At 59.7% G+C, this 14,598-nt stretch carries 12 protein-coding genes and 2 pseudogenes; 5 read left to right on the top strand and 9 right to left on the bottom strand.

Going from position 1 to position 14,598, the window contains the following annotated elements; all coding sequences use genetic code 11:
• Position 1: 1 nt before the first annotated feature.
• The 5 genes from D2V04_RS01370 to D2V04_RS01350 form a co-directional block, all read right to left on the bottom strand.
• The gene (locus D2V04_RS01370) at positions 2–478 is read right to left on the bottom strand and encodes a Zn-ribbon domain-containing OB-fold protein (RefSeq protein ID WP_006834185.1); all 477 of its coding nucleotides are present in this window, start codon (positions 476–478) and stop codon (positions 2–4) included.
• Positions 475–1,647, bottom strand: a complete 1,173-nt coding sequence (locus tag D2V04_RS01365; RefSeq protein WP_067182393.1) for a thiolase C-terminal domain-containing protein — start codon at positions 1,645–1,647, stop codon at positions 475–477. The genes D2V04_RS01370 and D2V04_RS01365 overlap by 4 nt, the downstream gene beginning before the upstream one ends.
• Positions 1,644–2,336, bottom strand: coding sequence for a Coq4 family protein (locus D2V04_RS01360; RefSeq protein WP_119511585.1), 693 nt, complete (start codon positions 2,334–2,336; stop codon positions 1,644–1,646). Before D2V04_RS01360 ends, D2V04_RS01365 begins: the two co-directional genes overlap by 4 nt.
• An 80-nt stretch (positions 2,337–2,416) precedes the next feature.
• Positions 2,417–3,559, bottom strand: coding sequence for an NAD(P)H-dependent flavin oxidoreductase (locus D2V04_RS01355; RefSeq protein WP_063511644.1), 1,143 nt, complete (start codon positions 3,557–3,559; stop codon positions 2,417–2,419).
• A gap of 50 nt (positions 3,560–3,609) precedes the next feature.
• Complete coding sequence (locus tag D2V04_RS01350) at positions 3,610–4,338, bottom strand: FadR/GntR family transcriptional regulator (protein ID WP_006834189.1); 729 nt, start codon at positions 4,336–4,338, stop codon at positions 3,610–3,612.
• Positions 4,339–4,539: 201 nt separating this feature from the next.
• On the opposite strand from D2V04_RS01350, the gene D2V04_RS01345 reads away from it, so the two are divergent.
• The 5 genes from D2V04_RS01345 (at position 4,540) to D2V04_RS01325 (ending at position 11,425) form a co-directional block, all read left to right on the top strand.
• A complete protein-coding gene (locus D2V04_RS01345; protein WP_006834190.1) occupies positions 4,540–5,802 on the top strand; it encodes a cytochrome P450 in 1,263 nt (420 codons plus the stop codon).
• Positions 5,803–5,830: 28 nt separating this feature from the next.
• Entirely contained in the window at positions 5,831–6,157 is a 327-nt protein-coding gene (locus D2V04_RS01340) for a 2Fe-2S iron-sulfur cluster-binding protein (protein WP_006834191.1), read from the top strand.
• Positions 6,158–6,225: 68 nt separating this feature from the next.
• Positions 6,226–7,437 (top strand): acyl-CoA dehydrogenase family protein, encoded by a 1,212-nt coding sequence (locus D2V04_RS01335; RefSeq protein WP_006834192.1) that lies wholly within the window; start codon positions 6,226–6,228, stop codon positions 7,435–7,437.
• Between the two features lie 18 nt (positions 7,438–7,455).
• Positions 7,456–8,526 carry an acyl-CoA dehydrogenase family protein gene (locus D2V04_RS01330; RefSeq protein ID WP_006834193.1) on the top strand — a complete coding sequence of 357 codons (1,071 nt, stop codon included), beginning with the start codon at positions 7,456–7,458 and terminating at the stop codon, positions 8,524–8,526.
• 166 nt (positions 8,527–8,692) lie between these two features.
• The gene (locus D2V04_RS01325) at positions 8,693–11,425 is read left to right on the top strand and encodes a TonB-dependent receptor (RefSeq protein ID WP_119511584.1); all 2,733 of its coding nucleotides are present in this window, start codon (positions 8,693–8,695) and stop codon (positions 11,423–11,425) included.
• Between the two features lie 214 nt (positions 11,426–11,639).
• Here the strand turns inward: D2V04_RS01325 and D2V04_RS01320 are convergent.
• The 4 genes and pseudogenes from D2V04_RS01320 to D2V04_RS01305 form a co-directional block, all read right to left on the bottom strand.
• Positions 11,640–11,894: pseudogene (locus D2V04_RS01320) on the bottom strand (integrase core domain-containing protein); the annotation flags it as partial.
• A gap of 18 nt (positions 11,895–11,912) precedes the next feature.
• A protein-coding gene (locus tag D2V04_RS01315; RefSeq protein WP_089213974.1) for an IS3 family transposase occupies positions 11,913–13,053 on the bottom strand; the annotation gives its coding sequence in 2 pieces (ribosomal slippage) (positions 11,913–12,813 and positions 12,812–13,053; 1,143 coding nt in all).
• Between the two features lie 60 nt (positions 13,054–13,113).
• Positions 13,114–13,723: pseudogene (locus D2V04_RS01310) on the bottom strand (transposase); the annotation flags it as partial.
• 480 nt (positions 13,724–14,203) lie between these two features.
• The coding region (locus D2V04_RS01305; protein WP_147391746.1) for an integrase core domain-containing protein at positions 14,204–14,598 on the bottom strand (395 nt) is incomplete at its 5' end.

Raw genomic sequence — 14,598 nt, 5'->3', positions numbered from 1 at the left:
TCTATCCTTCTGCGCGCGCGATCGCGACGGGTCGGAATACTGGCAGGCGAAAATCTTCGGAGATCGGCTCGAAATCCAGCGTGACCGGCAGATCGAGCTCAAGCTCGTCGAGCGCGCAATCGACCAGCCGGGTTGCCATGCGCACTCCCTCCTCCAGTTCCACCACCGCAGCGATGAAGGGAATCTCGCCGGCGAAGGCGGGATGCAGTGCCTGATGGGTCACCGTCCAGGAAAACAGCGTGCCATTGCCGGTGCTACGCTCCCACGACCATTCAGGAGAACCGCATCGGGCGCACATATAGCGCGGCAAATGCCGAAAACTGCCGCATCCTTCGCACTGCTGGAAGTAAAGGTTGCCGTCCTGACACCGGTTCCAGAATTCCTGCTCCACCGGATCCTGCGGGCGCGGCTTTGGCTTGGCTGGTGCGGCCTGCGCCGAGGGGCGCATCTTGGGCGGCAGATCTTTCTCGTCGCTCACGCAAACCTCCTCAAAATCGCTATACTGCCGTCACCCAGATCGCCCCAGCCGGTCACCAGGCCGGTCTGGGCGCCTTCGACCTGCCGCTCCCCACAATCGTGGCGCAACTGACGCACCGCCTCGACGACATGGTTCAGTCCCCAAATATGGGCCTCGCTCAGCAGGCCGCCATGGGTGTTGACGGGATAGCGCCCGCCCAGCTCGATCTGGCCATTCGCGACGAACTCTGCCTGTCCACCTGGTTCGCAATAGCCCAGGGCCTCCAGCTGCAGGAGAACCACGTAGGTGAAGCAGTCGTAGATCTGCAGAAAATCCATGTCTTCGCGATCGACCCCCGCCATTTCGAACGCGCGCGGCGCGGCGTAGCTCAGGCCGATCTTGAAGGGGTCGGGACGCGAAGGGATATCGTCGGCGGGGTAAGGATGCCCTTCAGCCGCACCGGCGATGCTCACGGGAACATGCGGCATGTCCCTGGCGCGGTCCATTCGCGAAACCACGACTGCGCATGCCCCGTCAGTCTCCAGACAGCAATCGTAGAGGCGAAAGGGTTCGGATATCCAGCGCGCGGAATGGTAGGTTTCGGCATCCAGTTCCCGGCCATGAGTGAAGGCCTGCGGATTCATCTGCGCATGGCGACGGCACGCCAGTGCAACGGCCGCCATCGCTTCCGGGCCGATATCGTAAATTCGGGAGTGCCGGGTGGCGAGCCAGGCATACATCTGCACCGGCAGGAACACGCCATACGGAATGTAATAGCCTTGGATCGTATTCGTCAGGGTGTTCATGTTCATCGGCCGCGTCGGCGGTGCGCCAGGCTTGGGCCGCAAGGCGGAATAACCGTTCCACCCGAGCGTCACCAGCACATGGTCGCATAAGCCGCTGGCAATTGCCATCGCGGCGTTCTGGAGTGCCGTGGTAGGGCTCGCCCCGCCCATGTGGACCGTAGAGGCATAGCGCAGAACTTCGATACCGAGGTTAGCCGCCATCTCTTCCGAGGTGGTGTAGATCGGCGGAGGAACCATGCCGTCGATATCCGACGGCTTCAGCCCTGCATCTGCTATGGCTTTGCGCGATGCTTCCAGCATCATGTCGACCGCGGTTTTCTCGGTGCCTTTCACGAAAGCGGTTTCGCCCACTCCGGTGATGGCCGATTTGTCGCTTAAGCTCATGCCTGCCTGACCGCCTGGTAATCGCGTTCGAGCTGTTCGGAAAGAGCGCGCACCCTCTGATAGGTCTCCGGCGGACGCAGTCGCAACTCGCGGCGGGCATCCTCCAACGGACGATCGAGATTTTCTTCCCAGTAGAAGGTGGTCAGATCGGCTGCAGCCCGGCCCCGGCGCCACGCTTCAAATGCAGCGCGCGCCACTGGCAACTTGGCAGCTTCCAGTTTCATCTTGGGAATGCCGACGCCCACGATGAAAGCGATCCCGTGATTATAGAATTGCGCGTTTCCGAAGGACAGCACGCACAATTCGCCCAGTGCGTCCCTGCCGTATCCGGTGACGACGTGAAACAGGTCATGCGAATCGCGAAGGCGCCGACGATAGAGGGAAACATCGGGGTCGCCGAGGTCCTCCAGACCTCCGGCCTCGCTGGCTTCCGCCAGACCTTCTGCTGTCAGACCCTCCCCGTAAACAAAATCGAGGTAGGCTCGGCCAAGCGTGCCAGACGCACAGGTCGCAAGGCGTTTGCGATCGCACAAGGTTTCAAGTAGGTCGGCCCGGTCGGAAGCGATACGCCGCCCATCGCTCGACTTCATGAAGCGATTGAAATTCCGATAATAGGAATTGCCCGACAATGCCTTGACGATACGGAACACCTGCGCCGTATCCTCCTTGTCGGCAATCAACTGCCTCATTGCCCCAGCGCTCTGAGAGGCTCTACGGGGCGGCGCAATTCATGACCTTTGGCGTAAGCCATCTTCTTGCCTCCTGCGCTTCACTTGTAGATACCAGCGGACGCCAACGCCTTCTCGGCTCCATCGACCAGGTCGCGCATCACTTCGGCGGCAGGCCGGATCGAATCGATCAGGCCGATGCCTTGCCCCGCGAAGCCGGGGATGACATCCTTGCGCTCGGCCTTGATCCCGGAGGCCATGACCGGGCCGGAGATCATCGACTGATAGGGCATCGGCAGAGGTTCCTTTCCGGCCTGCACCCAGGCGTCGGCCCATTTGTTCCGGATCATGCGCGCCGGTTTGCCGGTAAGCGATCGACTAACGACCGTATCGGTATCGCCGCTTTCGGTGATCGCCTCTTTCTGGAAGCGCTCGATGCCCGCTTCCTCGGTCGCGAGAAATGCCGTGCCGACCCACGCGCCCTCTGCCCCCAGCATCATCGCAGCGGCAACACCCCGGCCATCCGAGATACCGCCGGCCCCAAGGACAGGAACACGATCGCCAACGGCGTCGACCACCTGGGGAATCAAGGAAATAGTCCCGATCGGCGAGTTGTGACCTCCGCCATCGTGCCCTTGCGCGACGATCATGTCGATGCCCGACCCGACGACCTGTTCGGCGTGCTTGACCTTGCCGATCACCGCCATGACCTTGGTGCCATTGGCATGGAGCCGATCCATCCAGGGTTCAGGATTGCCAAGGCCGGCAGCATAAACCGGCACCTTTTCCTCGATCACCACTTCCATCTGCGCCTCAAAGAATTCCTTCGAGAACAACTGCGGGCCGCCCTTGCCCATTTCAGGCGCGCCCGCCGCCCGCATGGCGGCGGCAGCATCGACCTCCGGAAGCTCTTCACGATCCATGAAGTCGCGCGCGAACTGCTGATATTCACCCATCAGATCCATGGGATTTTGGGGTGCAGCACCGCTTTGAGGGGCAGAGCCGCGCCTGACCGACGCGGGGAGCAGCGTATCGACACCGAAAGGTTTGTCGGTCAATTCCCGGGTCTGGCGAATCCAGTCACGCAACTGATCGGGCGAACACGCCGCGGCACCCAGGACCCCGAGCCCGCCGGCATTCGAAACCGCAGCCGCCAGCGCCGGAACGCTCGCTCCGCCCATCCCGGCAAGCAGGATCGGGTACCGGATCCCCAGCATTTCGCATATTCGGCTCTTCAACGCCATTCTTCCTCTCCAGCCACTTGCCTAAACGCACACTCAAACTATTGAAAATTCTACAGCTGCCCCCACCGCACCCGCTGCGAGACCAGCTCGGGACTGCGCTCCGAAAGATAGACGGCAGAGCCGGCCACCAACCGGCTCATTGCTTGACGGGCCGCGGCGCTGTCGCCAGTCCGCACTGCCTCGAGCACCCGCACCAGAAACTTCATCTGCACCGCCCGTTCCTGTGCCGAATATCCCAGCGAATGGGAAAACTCGCGGGTCAACAGATGCATCGCAGAGGTCAGCAAACCGAACAGCGGATTGCCGCTCGCCCAACCCAACAAGTCGTGAAATCTGCGATTAAGTTCCTCGAATTGATCAGAGGCTTCATGATGCCTCAATTCCGCCAGACACCCTGCCAACGCGCTGAGATCAGCGGTAGTTGCACGCTGGGCTGCATACCCTGCGACATCGGGAGCAATTGCTTCGCGCAATTCAAGCAAACCACGCAAATCGGCTTCCATGAAATGCAGAATCAATGACAAACTGCTTGCAAAATCGCCGGTCTGCGGACGGGCTACGACGGGACCTCCACCACGGCCGAGCTGGAGATGGATGACCCCTTGCAATTCCAGGAACCGCAAAGCCTCCCGCAAAGTTGCGCGCGCAACCTCGTAACGCGCGAGCATTTCATCCTCGCGCGGAAGCCTGTCACCCGGGTTATGGCGACCCGCCTCGATGTCCCGCACGATGCTTTGCGCAAGAGAAAGGGCACGCTTGGCCTTCTTCACCGCTGACATCCGCCACTCATCAGCACACCCGCACCTCTCGAATAAAAAGTATAAGGATATTAGCAAACCTTCGTTGGATCGGCACACTATCCGATGGGATTGGTGTCTGCAAGGGACTAAAAGAGTATACGATTTATTGACTGCACGAGATGTCTCCCTTAAGGATGACTGAAGGCCGATCAGGCCTGAGATGTAGAAGGAATAGTTCTTATGGACAGCCAGATCGCCGAGCCGGATGCCGCGGCGAGGATCGCGTCAATTCCGATCGAGGAAATCGACGTGGCCCGGCCAAGCCTGTTTCAGAACGATACCATCGGTCTATTTTTTGACAGGTTGCGCGCCGAAGAACCTGTCCACTACTGCCGCGAGAGCTATGTCGGCCCTTACTGGTCCATTACCAAGTTCGACGACATCATGGCGGTGGACACCAATCATAAGGTCTTCTCTTCGGAAGCGAAGCTAGGCGGAATTGCAATCCAGGACATGCATTCGGTGGAAGGCGCGCTCGAACTTGAAATGTTCATAGCGATGGACCCGCCCAAGCACGATCAGCAGCGCAAGGCGGTGACTCCGGCAGTGGCTCCGTCCAACCTGCAACTGCTCGAGCCGATCATCCGCAAGCGCGCGGGAGAGATTCTCGATGAACTCCCGATTGGCGAAGATTTCGACTGGGTGGATAAGGTTGCGATCGAGTTGACGACGATGACGCTGGCAACCTTGTTTGATTTCCCTTGGGAGGAGCGGCGCAAGCTGACGCGCTGGTCCGATGTAGCAACTGCGGCACCTGAAACCGGGATCGTCGAATCCTACGAGGCGCGGCGCGAAGAACTCATCGGTTGCGCGATGTATTTCAAGACTCTGTGGGACGAACGGATAAACGAGGAGCCGAAGAACGACCTCATCTCGATGATGGCTCATTCTCCCGCCACGCGCGACATGCCGTTCCTCGAGTTTCTCGGCAATCTTATGCTGCTGATCGTCGGTGGAAACGACACAACACGCAATTCCATCAGCGGCGGCGTGCTCGCCTTGAACCAAAGCCCGGACGAGTACGCGAAACTCGACGCGGATCCTTCGCTCATTAGCAAAATGGTTCCGGAAATCATCCGTTGGCAGACCCCCCTCACTCATATGCGCCGCACCGCGCTGGAAGATTGGGAGATCGGCGGCAAACAGATCAAGAAGGGCGACAAGGTGGTGATGTGGTACCTGTCAGGCAACCGCGACGAGAGTGCTATCGAGCGCGCGGACCAGTTCATCATCGACCGCAAAAATCCGCGCCATCACCTCTCATTCGGCTATGGCATTCACCGCTGCATGGGAAACCGGCTCGCGGAACTGCAGCTGCGGATCATCTGGGAAGAAATTCACAAGCGCTTTTCCCGGGTCGAGGTTACAGGTGAACCAGAGCGTCTTTTTTCAAACCTCGTCCGCGGAATCACCAGGCTGCCGGTGCGGCTCCGCGCCCGCTGACTCTCGAGATCGAAATGCGGAGTTCAAGATGATCAAAATTACGTTCGTGGCTAGCGATGGTGAGCGACGGGAGGTCGAAATAGAAGAAGGCGAGACAGCCAGGGAAGCGGCGCTATACAATGACGTGCCGGGTATCGATGGCGATTGCGGAGGGGTATGTGCTTGCGCGACCTGTCATGTGCATGTCGATCCCGAATGGATCGACAAGGTGGGTCGGCTTATGCATGATGGAATGGAGGCCGACCTCTTGCAGTTCGCCGAAGGCACCACTGAATACAGTCGCCTTGCCTGTCAGATTCCGATGAAGCCGATGCTGGATGGATTGGTTCTTCACCTACCCGAACAACAATACTGACGGAGGGATCCTCGTCCCCGTAGCCTACATTCTTATCTGTCTTTCCTTGATTCTTCGAGAAAACACCCATGGCCACACAAATCGAGCCCGCAACCCAGACCGACGAAGACGCCTTCCGCGCGGAAGTGCAGCAGTTTCTGGCGGACAATTTTCCCGCCGAACTCAAGGGCCAGTCGAACGCGCTGGCCGGCGTGGACGGCCCCACCAATGAAACGCCGGCGCAGACCAAGTGGCGCGAAGCCGTGGGCGCGCGCGGCTGGGGCACCCCCACCTGGCCGAAGGAATACGGCGGCGGCGGCCTCACCAAGGCGCAGGCCAAGATCATCGACCAGGAATTCGCCAAGGCGGGTGCCTACAACCCGATCGGCGGCATGGGCGTCATGATGTTCGGCCCGACGCTGCTCGAATACGGCAACGAGGCACAGAAGCAGGAGCATATTCCGCCGATCTGCCGCGGCGAAATCCGCTGGTGCCAGGGCTATTCGGAACCCAATGCCGGCTCTGACCTCGCGAACCTCCAGACCTTTGCCGAGGACAAGGGCGACCACTACCTTGTCAACGGCCAGAAGACCTGGACCAGCGGCGGCCAATGGGCCGACAAGTGCTTTGCAATTGTACGAACCGACAAGAGCGACAAGCACAAGGGCATCAGCTTCATGCTGATCGACATGGACACGCCCGGCGTCGAAGTCCGCCCGATCACCATGATCAGCGGGACCAGCCCGTTCTGCGAAACCTTTTTCACCGACGTGAAGGTCCCGAAGGAAAACCTCGTCGGCGAGGAAGGCCAGGGCTGGACCATCGGCAAGCGCCTTCTGCAGCACGAGCGCACCAACATCTCGGGCGGCGGCAGCCTCGCCCGACTCATGGGCCAGAGCCTTGGCGATATCGCCAAGAAGTACCAGCCGACGGGCGCCGACGGCGAACTCGCCGATGCGGTGCTGCGCGACAAGATCGCTGATTTCGAAATCCGCTGGAACAGCTTCCTGCTCACCGCGCGCCGCGCGATGGAAGAGAGCAAGGCAGCTGGCGGCGTCTCCGAAATCAGCTCTGTGCTCAAGAAGCTCGGCACCAAGCTGAGCCAGGAACGCAGCGAATTGCTGATCGAAATCCGCGGGTTGCAGGGCCTCGGCTGGGAAGGCGACGGCTTTTCGGACGGCGAGCTCGGGGCCGTGCGCGCGTGGCTCTTCGGCAAGGCGACCACCATCTATGGCGGCTCGACCGAAATCCAGAACAACATCATCGCCAAGCGCGTGCTCGGCATGCTCGACCACCAGTAAGAGAGGGGAGCAAGGACAATGGCCGTTCTCAACGAAGAACAGGAAATGCTGCGAGATATGGCGCGCGAATGGACCGTCAACGAAAGCCCGGTCACCGAATTCCGCAAGGTCCGCGCCAGCGGCGAGCCCGAAGCCTTCAACCGCGACGCCTATGCGACGATGGCGCAGATGGGCTGGGCCGGGGTCATCATCCCCGAAGAGCATGGCGGGTCGGACTTCGGCTTCCTGTCCGCGGGCCTCGTCGTCGAGGAACTCGGCAAGACGCTCACCGCCAGCCCGCTGGTGATGAACACCGTCGCCGCCTCGGCGATCGTTCTTGGCGGCAGCGACGAGCAGAAGGCCAGGTGGCTGCCCAGGCTGGCGAGCGGCGAGGCCATCGCCACCCTCGCCGTCGACGAAGGGCCGAGCCACGATCCTGCGAAGATCGAGACCAGTGTGTCCGACGGCAAGCTGAGCGGCACCAAGGCCTTCGTCCATGAAGCGCATGGTGCGGACCTGTTCGTCGTCGCGGCGAAGGACGGGCTTTACCTGGTCGAGAAAGGCGACGGCGTCGCGCTCACCACCCGCAAGCTGACCGACCAGCGCAGCCATGCCGACGTCACCTTCGACGGCGCGGCGGCGGAGAAGCTCGCCAATGGCGGCGACAACCTGCTCGATGACGTGCTCGACCGCGCGCGCGTGCTCACCGCAGCCGAAATGCTCGGCATGGCGCAGCAAGTGTTCGACGACACGCTCGACTATCTGAAGCAGCGCGTGCAGTTCAACCAGGTGCTGGCGAGCTTCCAGGCGCTGCAACACCGCATGGCGGACCTCTTCGCCGATCTCGCCCAGATGCGCAGCGCGGTCGAGGCGGGCCTGCAAGCCGTCGATGCCGGCTTCGGCGTGGCGCGCGCGGCGACCATCGCCAAGGCGGAAGCCAACCGCGTTATGCACACCATGGCAAACGAGGGCATCCAGCTGCACGGCGGGATCGGCATGACCGATGAGTACGACGTCGGCTTCTATCTCAAGCGCGCCCGCGTGCTGGAGCAGAGCTTCGGTTCGTCGAGCTGGTTAAAGGACCGATTTTCCAAGCTTTCTGGCTACTAGAAACCTGCATGTAGTGACCTGCATGGCATTTTTGCCACATGCTTGTCGACAATGTGAAATAATCCGTCAATTCATCTACCAAGTCTTGAAATGAAACGCGCTTATCGGCATCGTTTCTAACATCGACTAGTGCCTAGGATGGGGCACATTCTTAGAGGAGAGGCACATGAAAAGATTTCCATCACGCCACCATTGCGCCCTTGGTGCATTGGCAGCGGCACTTGCCTTCACACCGACAGCCGCCTTCGCCCAGGATGTTGGCGAACCCGATGCGGATCTGGTTGAAGGGGCCGATGTCGAAGACCAAAACGTAATCATTGTTACCGCGCAAGGGCGATCGCAGGTCTTGGCGGATGTTCCAGTCGCCGTGTCAGCTGTTTCCGGAGAAACCCTCCAGAATTCGGGCGCCAGCGACATACGTGAGCTGAACCAGGTTGCACCGTCCCTGCTGGTGTCTTCCACCGGCAACGAAGCTAACGGTTCCGCGCGTATTCGCGGTATCGGCACGGTCGGCGACAACCCTGGTCTGGAAAGTTCGGTCGCGGTTTTTGTCGATGGAGTCTATCGCTCTCGTTCGGGAAGCGCCCTGAGTGAGCTCGGCCCTATCGACAGGGTCGAAATCCTTCGCGGTCCCCAAGGTACTCTGGGCGGGCGGAACTCATCGGCAGGCCTGATCAATATCTACACCGCACCGCCCGAGTTCGATTTCAGCGCATACGGGGCCTTCACTTATGGCAACTATGATGCGATCCGCGTCGAAGGTGGCATAAACGCTCCGCTTGGCGACACCGTAGCTGCGCGTGTGGACGGCGTTTACTTTGAGCGCGACGGCTTCTACAACGATATTACCAACGGCGGGACGATCAACAATCGCGATCGTTATCTGGTCCGCGGTCAGCTCCTGTTCGAACCCAATGACGACCTGTCCATTCGCCTTGTCGGGGATTATTCCAAAAAGGACGAAGCGTGCTGTGCCGCGACGTTCGTCCAGCCCGAGTTTGCTCCGCTTGCACGGATCAGCGCTGGATTTGATCCCTTTACGAGGCCATCGGATGGGGCCGCCCTGACGAGTACCGCAAATCCGATCGTTCCCGTGTTGCTTGCGCTTGGGCAGGATCCGCGTGCCCTCACCCAAGACACATTCAACCGCGACCTGTACCCTACGCCAGGCAGAAGCTATGAAGGCGAAACCGAAGACTACGGTATTTCGGCTGAGATCAATTGGGATTTCGGGAACGTCACGTTGACGTCTATCACGGGCTACCGTGAATATGCCAACAGCCAGGGATCTGACACCGATTACACTACTGTCGATATTCTCTACCGCGCTCCGACCGAGAATGCTCTTGCTCGAGACTTTGAAACATTCACTCAGGAACTGCGCCTTACCGGTGAGGCCTTCGATGGCAAACTGGATTGGTTGATCGGCGCGTATTACGCCAATGAAGAACTGCAGGTGCGTGATAATCTGCGGTTCGGCACCCAGTACGGCAATTTCGTAGCGTGCCGCATCGCGATCGCGATCAATCCGGCTTTGGTCAATCCGGGGGCTTCCAATTGCCTGGGTGCCAACGTGGCGGCATTGGACGGTACGCTGACCGGAAGCCCGGCATTCGGCGCTGCAACCCCGGCGATCCTCGCAGGTATCAACAACCTTGCAAGCATCAGCGATTTGGGAACGGTCAGCGAGGTCTACAATCAGACGAGTGAGAACTTCGCGTTCTTCACGCATAATATCTTTGCGATCACGGATACGCTCGATTTGACGCTGGGGCTTCGTTATACGAACGAAACCAAGGACTTCGACGCAACTTTCCGCAACGACAACACGGTTTGTCCGACAAACCGCAATCTGCTCGGAGGCTTTCTGGGTGTTCCGACTTTGGCACCTCTGGCCGGTGGTATCATCAGCCTTTCCTGCCAAGGCAATTCGACATCGGAGCTCGATGGAGTTTCTCTCGAAGACTCGCGCGAAGAAGAGGAGTTTACCGGCACGGCTATCCTGAGCTGGAAGCCAACTCCCGATCTGCTAGTCTACGGTTCGTATTCACGCGGCTACAAGGCGGGCGGTTTCAACCTCGACAGGTCTGCACTGTCAAATCCGCTTGCGTTCGATCCGGCCAATATCTCGGCAGCCGCGCTGCAGTTCGATGAAGAAACAGTCGATGCATATGAGATCGGCCTCAAATACTCGACACGCGAGTTCGGGGTTAGCATTGCAGGCTTCCGGCAAGAGTTCAGTAACTTCCAGTTGAACACGTTCAATGGGGCGTTCTACATCGTGCAGACGGTCAATAGTTGCGATAGCGATCTCGGCGGGGCCGACAGGGACGCAAGCGCGACAACCGGAGCATGCTCTTCCGATGAAGTTGCACCAGGTGTGATCGCTCAAGGTGTCGAGATCGAAACCTATCTACGGCCCGCTCGTGATTTGGATATTACCCTTGGCGTCACCTATTCTGATACGAGCTTTGAAGACAATCTTATCGGGGACGATACCGGGGTACCGCTCGACCCCGCACTACGCTTGCTGCCAGGCGACAACCTGTCGAATGCACCAGAGATCGTGGCAACATCGTCGCTTACGTGGACGCCGCCAATCGGCGACAGTGGGCTCGAAGGCCTGGTCTTCGTGAACGCTCGTATGGCTGGTGATTACAACACCGGTTCCGACCTGATCTTCGGCAAGGAACAGGACAGCTTCGTCGTAGTGAACGGGCGTGTGGGTCTAACCAATATTGCGGATCGCTTCGCGATCGAGGGATGGGTCAATAATTTGTTTGACGTTGGGTATACGCAGGTGGCCTTCAACACGCCTTTCGTGGCTCCGCAACAAACGTTCTCCGCTTTTCTTGCGGAACCGCGGACTTACGGCATCACCGTGCGCGGCAAGTTTTGAACTTACTCGCTAATTGCAAGAGGGTTCGGCGCTTCGCTGTGTCGAGCCCTCTTTTTCGAACTTTTATTTGCTCACGACTAGGTGGCGTCCGAACAAAAGTTCCGTGTGCTCAATATCGTCGATGATGTGATAGGGAGAGGCCGGCAGCGGTGTTCGCTGCATGAATCCCTCTTTGCAGGGACTGACGTGACCCCCAGCTTTCGCCCAGCTGGGATTAGGGCCTAGTAGCGGCATTGTTGCGCATGAGCGCGGCTGAAGCAATGGGCTGGGTAGCGGTGCCCGTAGGGCGTAGCGAGGCAGGCCATTGGTTATTCAGTCGGGCGGCGAACGCCGCCGAGCTTGCGTAGCCGAGGGCTGAGTGTGGTCGCTCCCGAATGTAATCTTCAACCCCAACCCGAGATCTCGACGTGGCATGCGCGAGGCTGAGGAACAGCGTTTCGTTGAGCAGCTCGTCGCGCATGCGGCCGTTTGAGTAGCCCCTAGTTTTCTAGACGCCTTCGGCTTTCAAAATCTGCTGCCGTTCGAACTCGACGGGTGACAGCATCCCGTTCCTGACATGTTTGCGCACCGGGTTGTAGAACATCTCGATGTAATCGAACACGTCCTGCCGGGCTTCCTCGCGAGTTTTGTAGGTACGGCGCCGGATGCGCTCACGCTTGAGCGAGGAGAAGAAGCTCTCGGCCACGGCATTATCGTGGCAGTTGCCCCGTCGGCTCATCGAGTGCTCAAGATTGTGAGCCCGGATGAAGGCGGCCCAGTCTATGCTGGTGAACTGCGAGCCTTGGTCCGAGTGGATCAGCACCCGTTGCTTCGGTTTACGCCGCCATACCGCCATGTGCAGTGCCTGCAGCACCACATCGGTGGTCTGGCGGCTTTGGATCGACCAACCCACCACACGGCGGGAGTACAGGTCGATCACCACTGCCAGATAGGCAAAGCCTGCCAGGGTGCGGATGTAGGTGATGTCTGTTACCCAGACCCGGTCCGGCGCAGCCACGTCGAACTGGCGATCCAGAGTGTTGTCGACCACCAGGGACGGCTTGCCACCATGGCTGCCCGGCCTGCGCTTGTAGCCGATCTGTGCCTTGATGCCCGCCAGCCTGGTCAACCGGGCAACGCGGTTCGCGCAGCAGGTCTCGCCGTGATCAAGCAGGTCATCGTGCAGCTTGCGGTAGCCATAGACCTTGCCGCTGTCGTTCCACGCTTGCCGCAGCAGCTCCGTCTGCCGGGCATCTTCCCGGGCCCGCTGGCTCAGCGGGCTCTTCTGCCAAGCATAGTAGCCACTCGGCTGCACAGCGAGGCACCGGCACATTGCCCGCACGCCGAAACGATCGCGATGCTCGGCAATGAACGCGTACCTCACTTTGCATCTCGGGCGAAGTACGCGGTGGCTTTTTTAGGATGTCGCGCTCCTCCGTCACCCGGGCCAACTCGCGCTTCAACTGGCGGATCTCGGCATCCTTGCTCGCATCGCTAGACACTTGCCTGCCCAGCTGTCGCTTCCACGCATACAGCGAGTGCTGGCTGACACCGAGCCGCTGCGAAACCTCGGCTACCGGATATCCACGCTCGGTGATCTGGGCCACCGCATCGCGCTTGAACTCATCACTGAAGTTGGGCTTCCCCATCGTCGCCTCCTGTCCTCAAAATTAGGATAGAAGGCGTCCAGAAATCTAGGGGCTACTCATCCACCGCGGATTCGGCAGAGCCAGGACCGGTGCTGGCGCTCTGGTTCGCATAGCCCGCTTGCGGCCGCGTCGCCACCTGACTGCTAGTCTCTCTTACTGATATAGGCGCTGGGTCTTCTTCCGGTTGATCATGATCCCCTCCCGACGCAGCAGGAAATGCAGGCGGCGGCAGCCGAACCAGCGACGCTGGTTGGCCAGTTCGCGCAGCTTTTCGCGAAGCTCAGCGTCAACGTCCCGCGTGGAACGGTACCGCACACCCTTGCGATCGGTATCGATGACCCGGCACGCCCGCCGCTCGCTCATCCCATGGCAGTCCCGGAGATGAGCCACAGCTTCGCGCTTCGCGCCCGGCGGCAGAATTTTTTGCCAGGAGATCCTTCAGCGCCGCTTTGTCCAGCATTGCATCGGCCAGCAGACGCTTCAACCTCGCGTTGTCGCTTTCGAGTTCCTTCAGCCGCCGAGCCTCCGAAACCTCGAGCCCGCCATACTTCGACTTCCAGTTGTAGATCGTCGCTTCCGCTATACCATATCGACGGGCCAAATAGGCGGTCTTCGCTCCAGCTTCGGCCTCCTTAAGCAAGCCAATGATCTGCTTTTCGGTGAACCTCAGTCACTTCGTCTCGTCCGTCCTTCCAACAGGGCCGGTCTCTCGTCCAGATCGGAGGAAAATCAGGGGGCCACATCACACTCGGCCACAGCCTCACAGCTTCACTCAATGCAGGCGTTTCGTCCAACGTTTGCATTGCCTTACGATGGCACCCCTCATTTCGCGCGGACTACTGCGAAGCTTCAGATCGTTGTTTCAAACGCCAGCGAAATGGCAAGCCCTCGTAAGACATAGCCTGCCTTGACCGTATATTTCAGCTTGGAGGCGCTATCGAGATTAATGAGACGTCCATCATTCCTTGCTGCAATAGCTGAGTCGAGATGCGGCTCCTCCGCCCTCACCCGAGAGGCGATAATAGGGACGGAACTATTTTCACCTATCATAAATTTAGTGTCGCGCCCGGGGAGCTACCCTTCCGACTTCGGTCGGCGGCCACACAACTTTTCACGATCGCCGGTGACGTGCTCCCCTGATTGTTACCACTCAGAGGTAGAGTCTCGCTCCTTCATGATTGATGTTTGATGGGATGGCAACGTGTCTGGGGGCATGCCCCCAGACACGTTCGCCTGCGATCTCGGCGGGGGTCTTCCCGCCCAGTTTCGAGTGTGGCCTGACGTTGTTGTAGTCGTGCCGCCAGGCGGCCAGCACGAAGCGGGCGTGCGCGAGCGAGGTGAACAACGTCTCGTTGAGGCATTCGTCGCGCAGACGGCCATTGAAGCTTTCCACGAAGCCGTTCTGCATCGGCTTGCCCGGCGCGATGTAGTGCCACTCGACGCGCCGCTCCTGCGACCAGCGCAGGATGGCCGACGAGGTCAGTTCGGTGCCGTAGCACATTGGGAAGCTGCCTCTCGAAGGCAGCGCTCGCCTTGATGGAGACA

The organism is Pelagerythrobacter aerophilus, from assembly GCF_003581645.1.
Classification (GTDB): domain Bacteria; phylum Pseudomonadota; class Alphaproteobacteria; order Sphingomonadales; family Sphingomonadaceae; genus Pelagerythrobacter; species Pelagerythrobacter aerophilus.
Note: the sequence above shows the minus strand (reverse complement) of the source record. Positions and strands in the feature narration are given on the sequence as shown.

Excerpts from the sequence above, each read along its gene's own strand:
- D2V04_RS01365 (WP_067182393.1), bottom strand. The coding sequence starts at position 1,647 with ATGAGCTTAAGCGACAAATCGGCCATCACCGGAGTGGGCGAAACCGCT.
- D2V04_RS01360 (WP_119511585.1), bottom strand. The coding sequence starts at position 2,336 with ATGAGGCAGTTGATTGCCGACAAGGAGGATACGGCGCAGGTGTTCCGT.
- D2V04_RS01355 (WP_063511644.1), bottom strand. The coding sequence starts at position 3,559 with ATGGCGTTGAAGAGCCGAATATGCGAAATGCTGGGGATCCGGTACCCG.
- D2V04_RS01350 (WP_006834189.1), bottom strand. The coding sequence starts at position 4,338 with ATGTCAGCGGTGAAGAAGGCCAAGCGTGCCCTTTCTCTTGCGCAAAGC.
- D2V04_RS01345 (WP_006834190.1), top strand. The coding sequence starts at position 4,540 with ATGGACAGCCAGATCGCCGAGCCGGATGCCGCGGCGAGGATCGCGTCA.
- D2V04_RS01340 (WP_006834191.1), top strand. The coding sequence starts at position 5,831 with ATGATCAAAATTACGTTCGTGGCTAGCGATGGTGAGCGACGGGAGGTC.
- D2V04_RS01335 (WP_006834192.1), top strand. The coding sequence starts at position 6,226 with ATGGCCACACAAATCGAGCCCGCAACCCAGACCGACGAAGACGCCTTC.
- D2V04_RS01330 (WP_006834193.1), top strand. The coding sequence starts at position 7,456 with ATGGCCGTTCTCAACGAAGAACAGGAAATGCTGCGAGATATGGCGCGC.
- D2V04_RS01325 (WP_119511584.1), top strand. The coding sequence starts at position 8,693 with ATGAAAAGATTTCCATCACGCCACCATTGCGCCCTTGGTGCATTGGCA.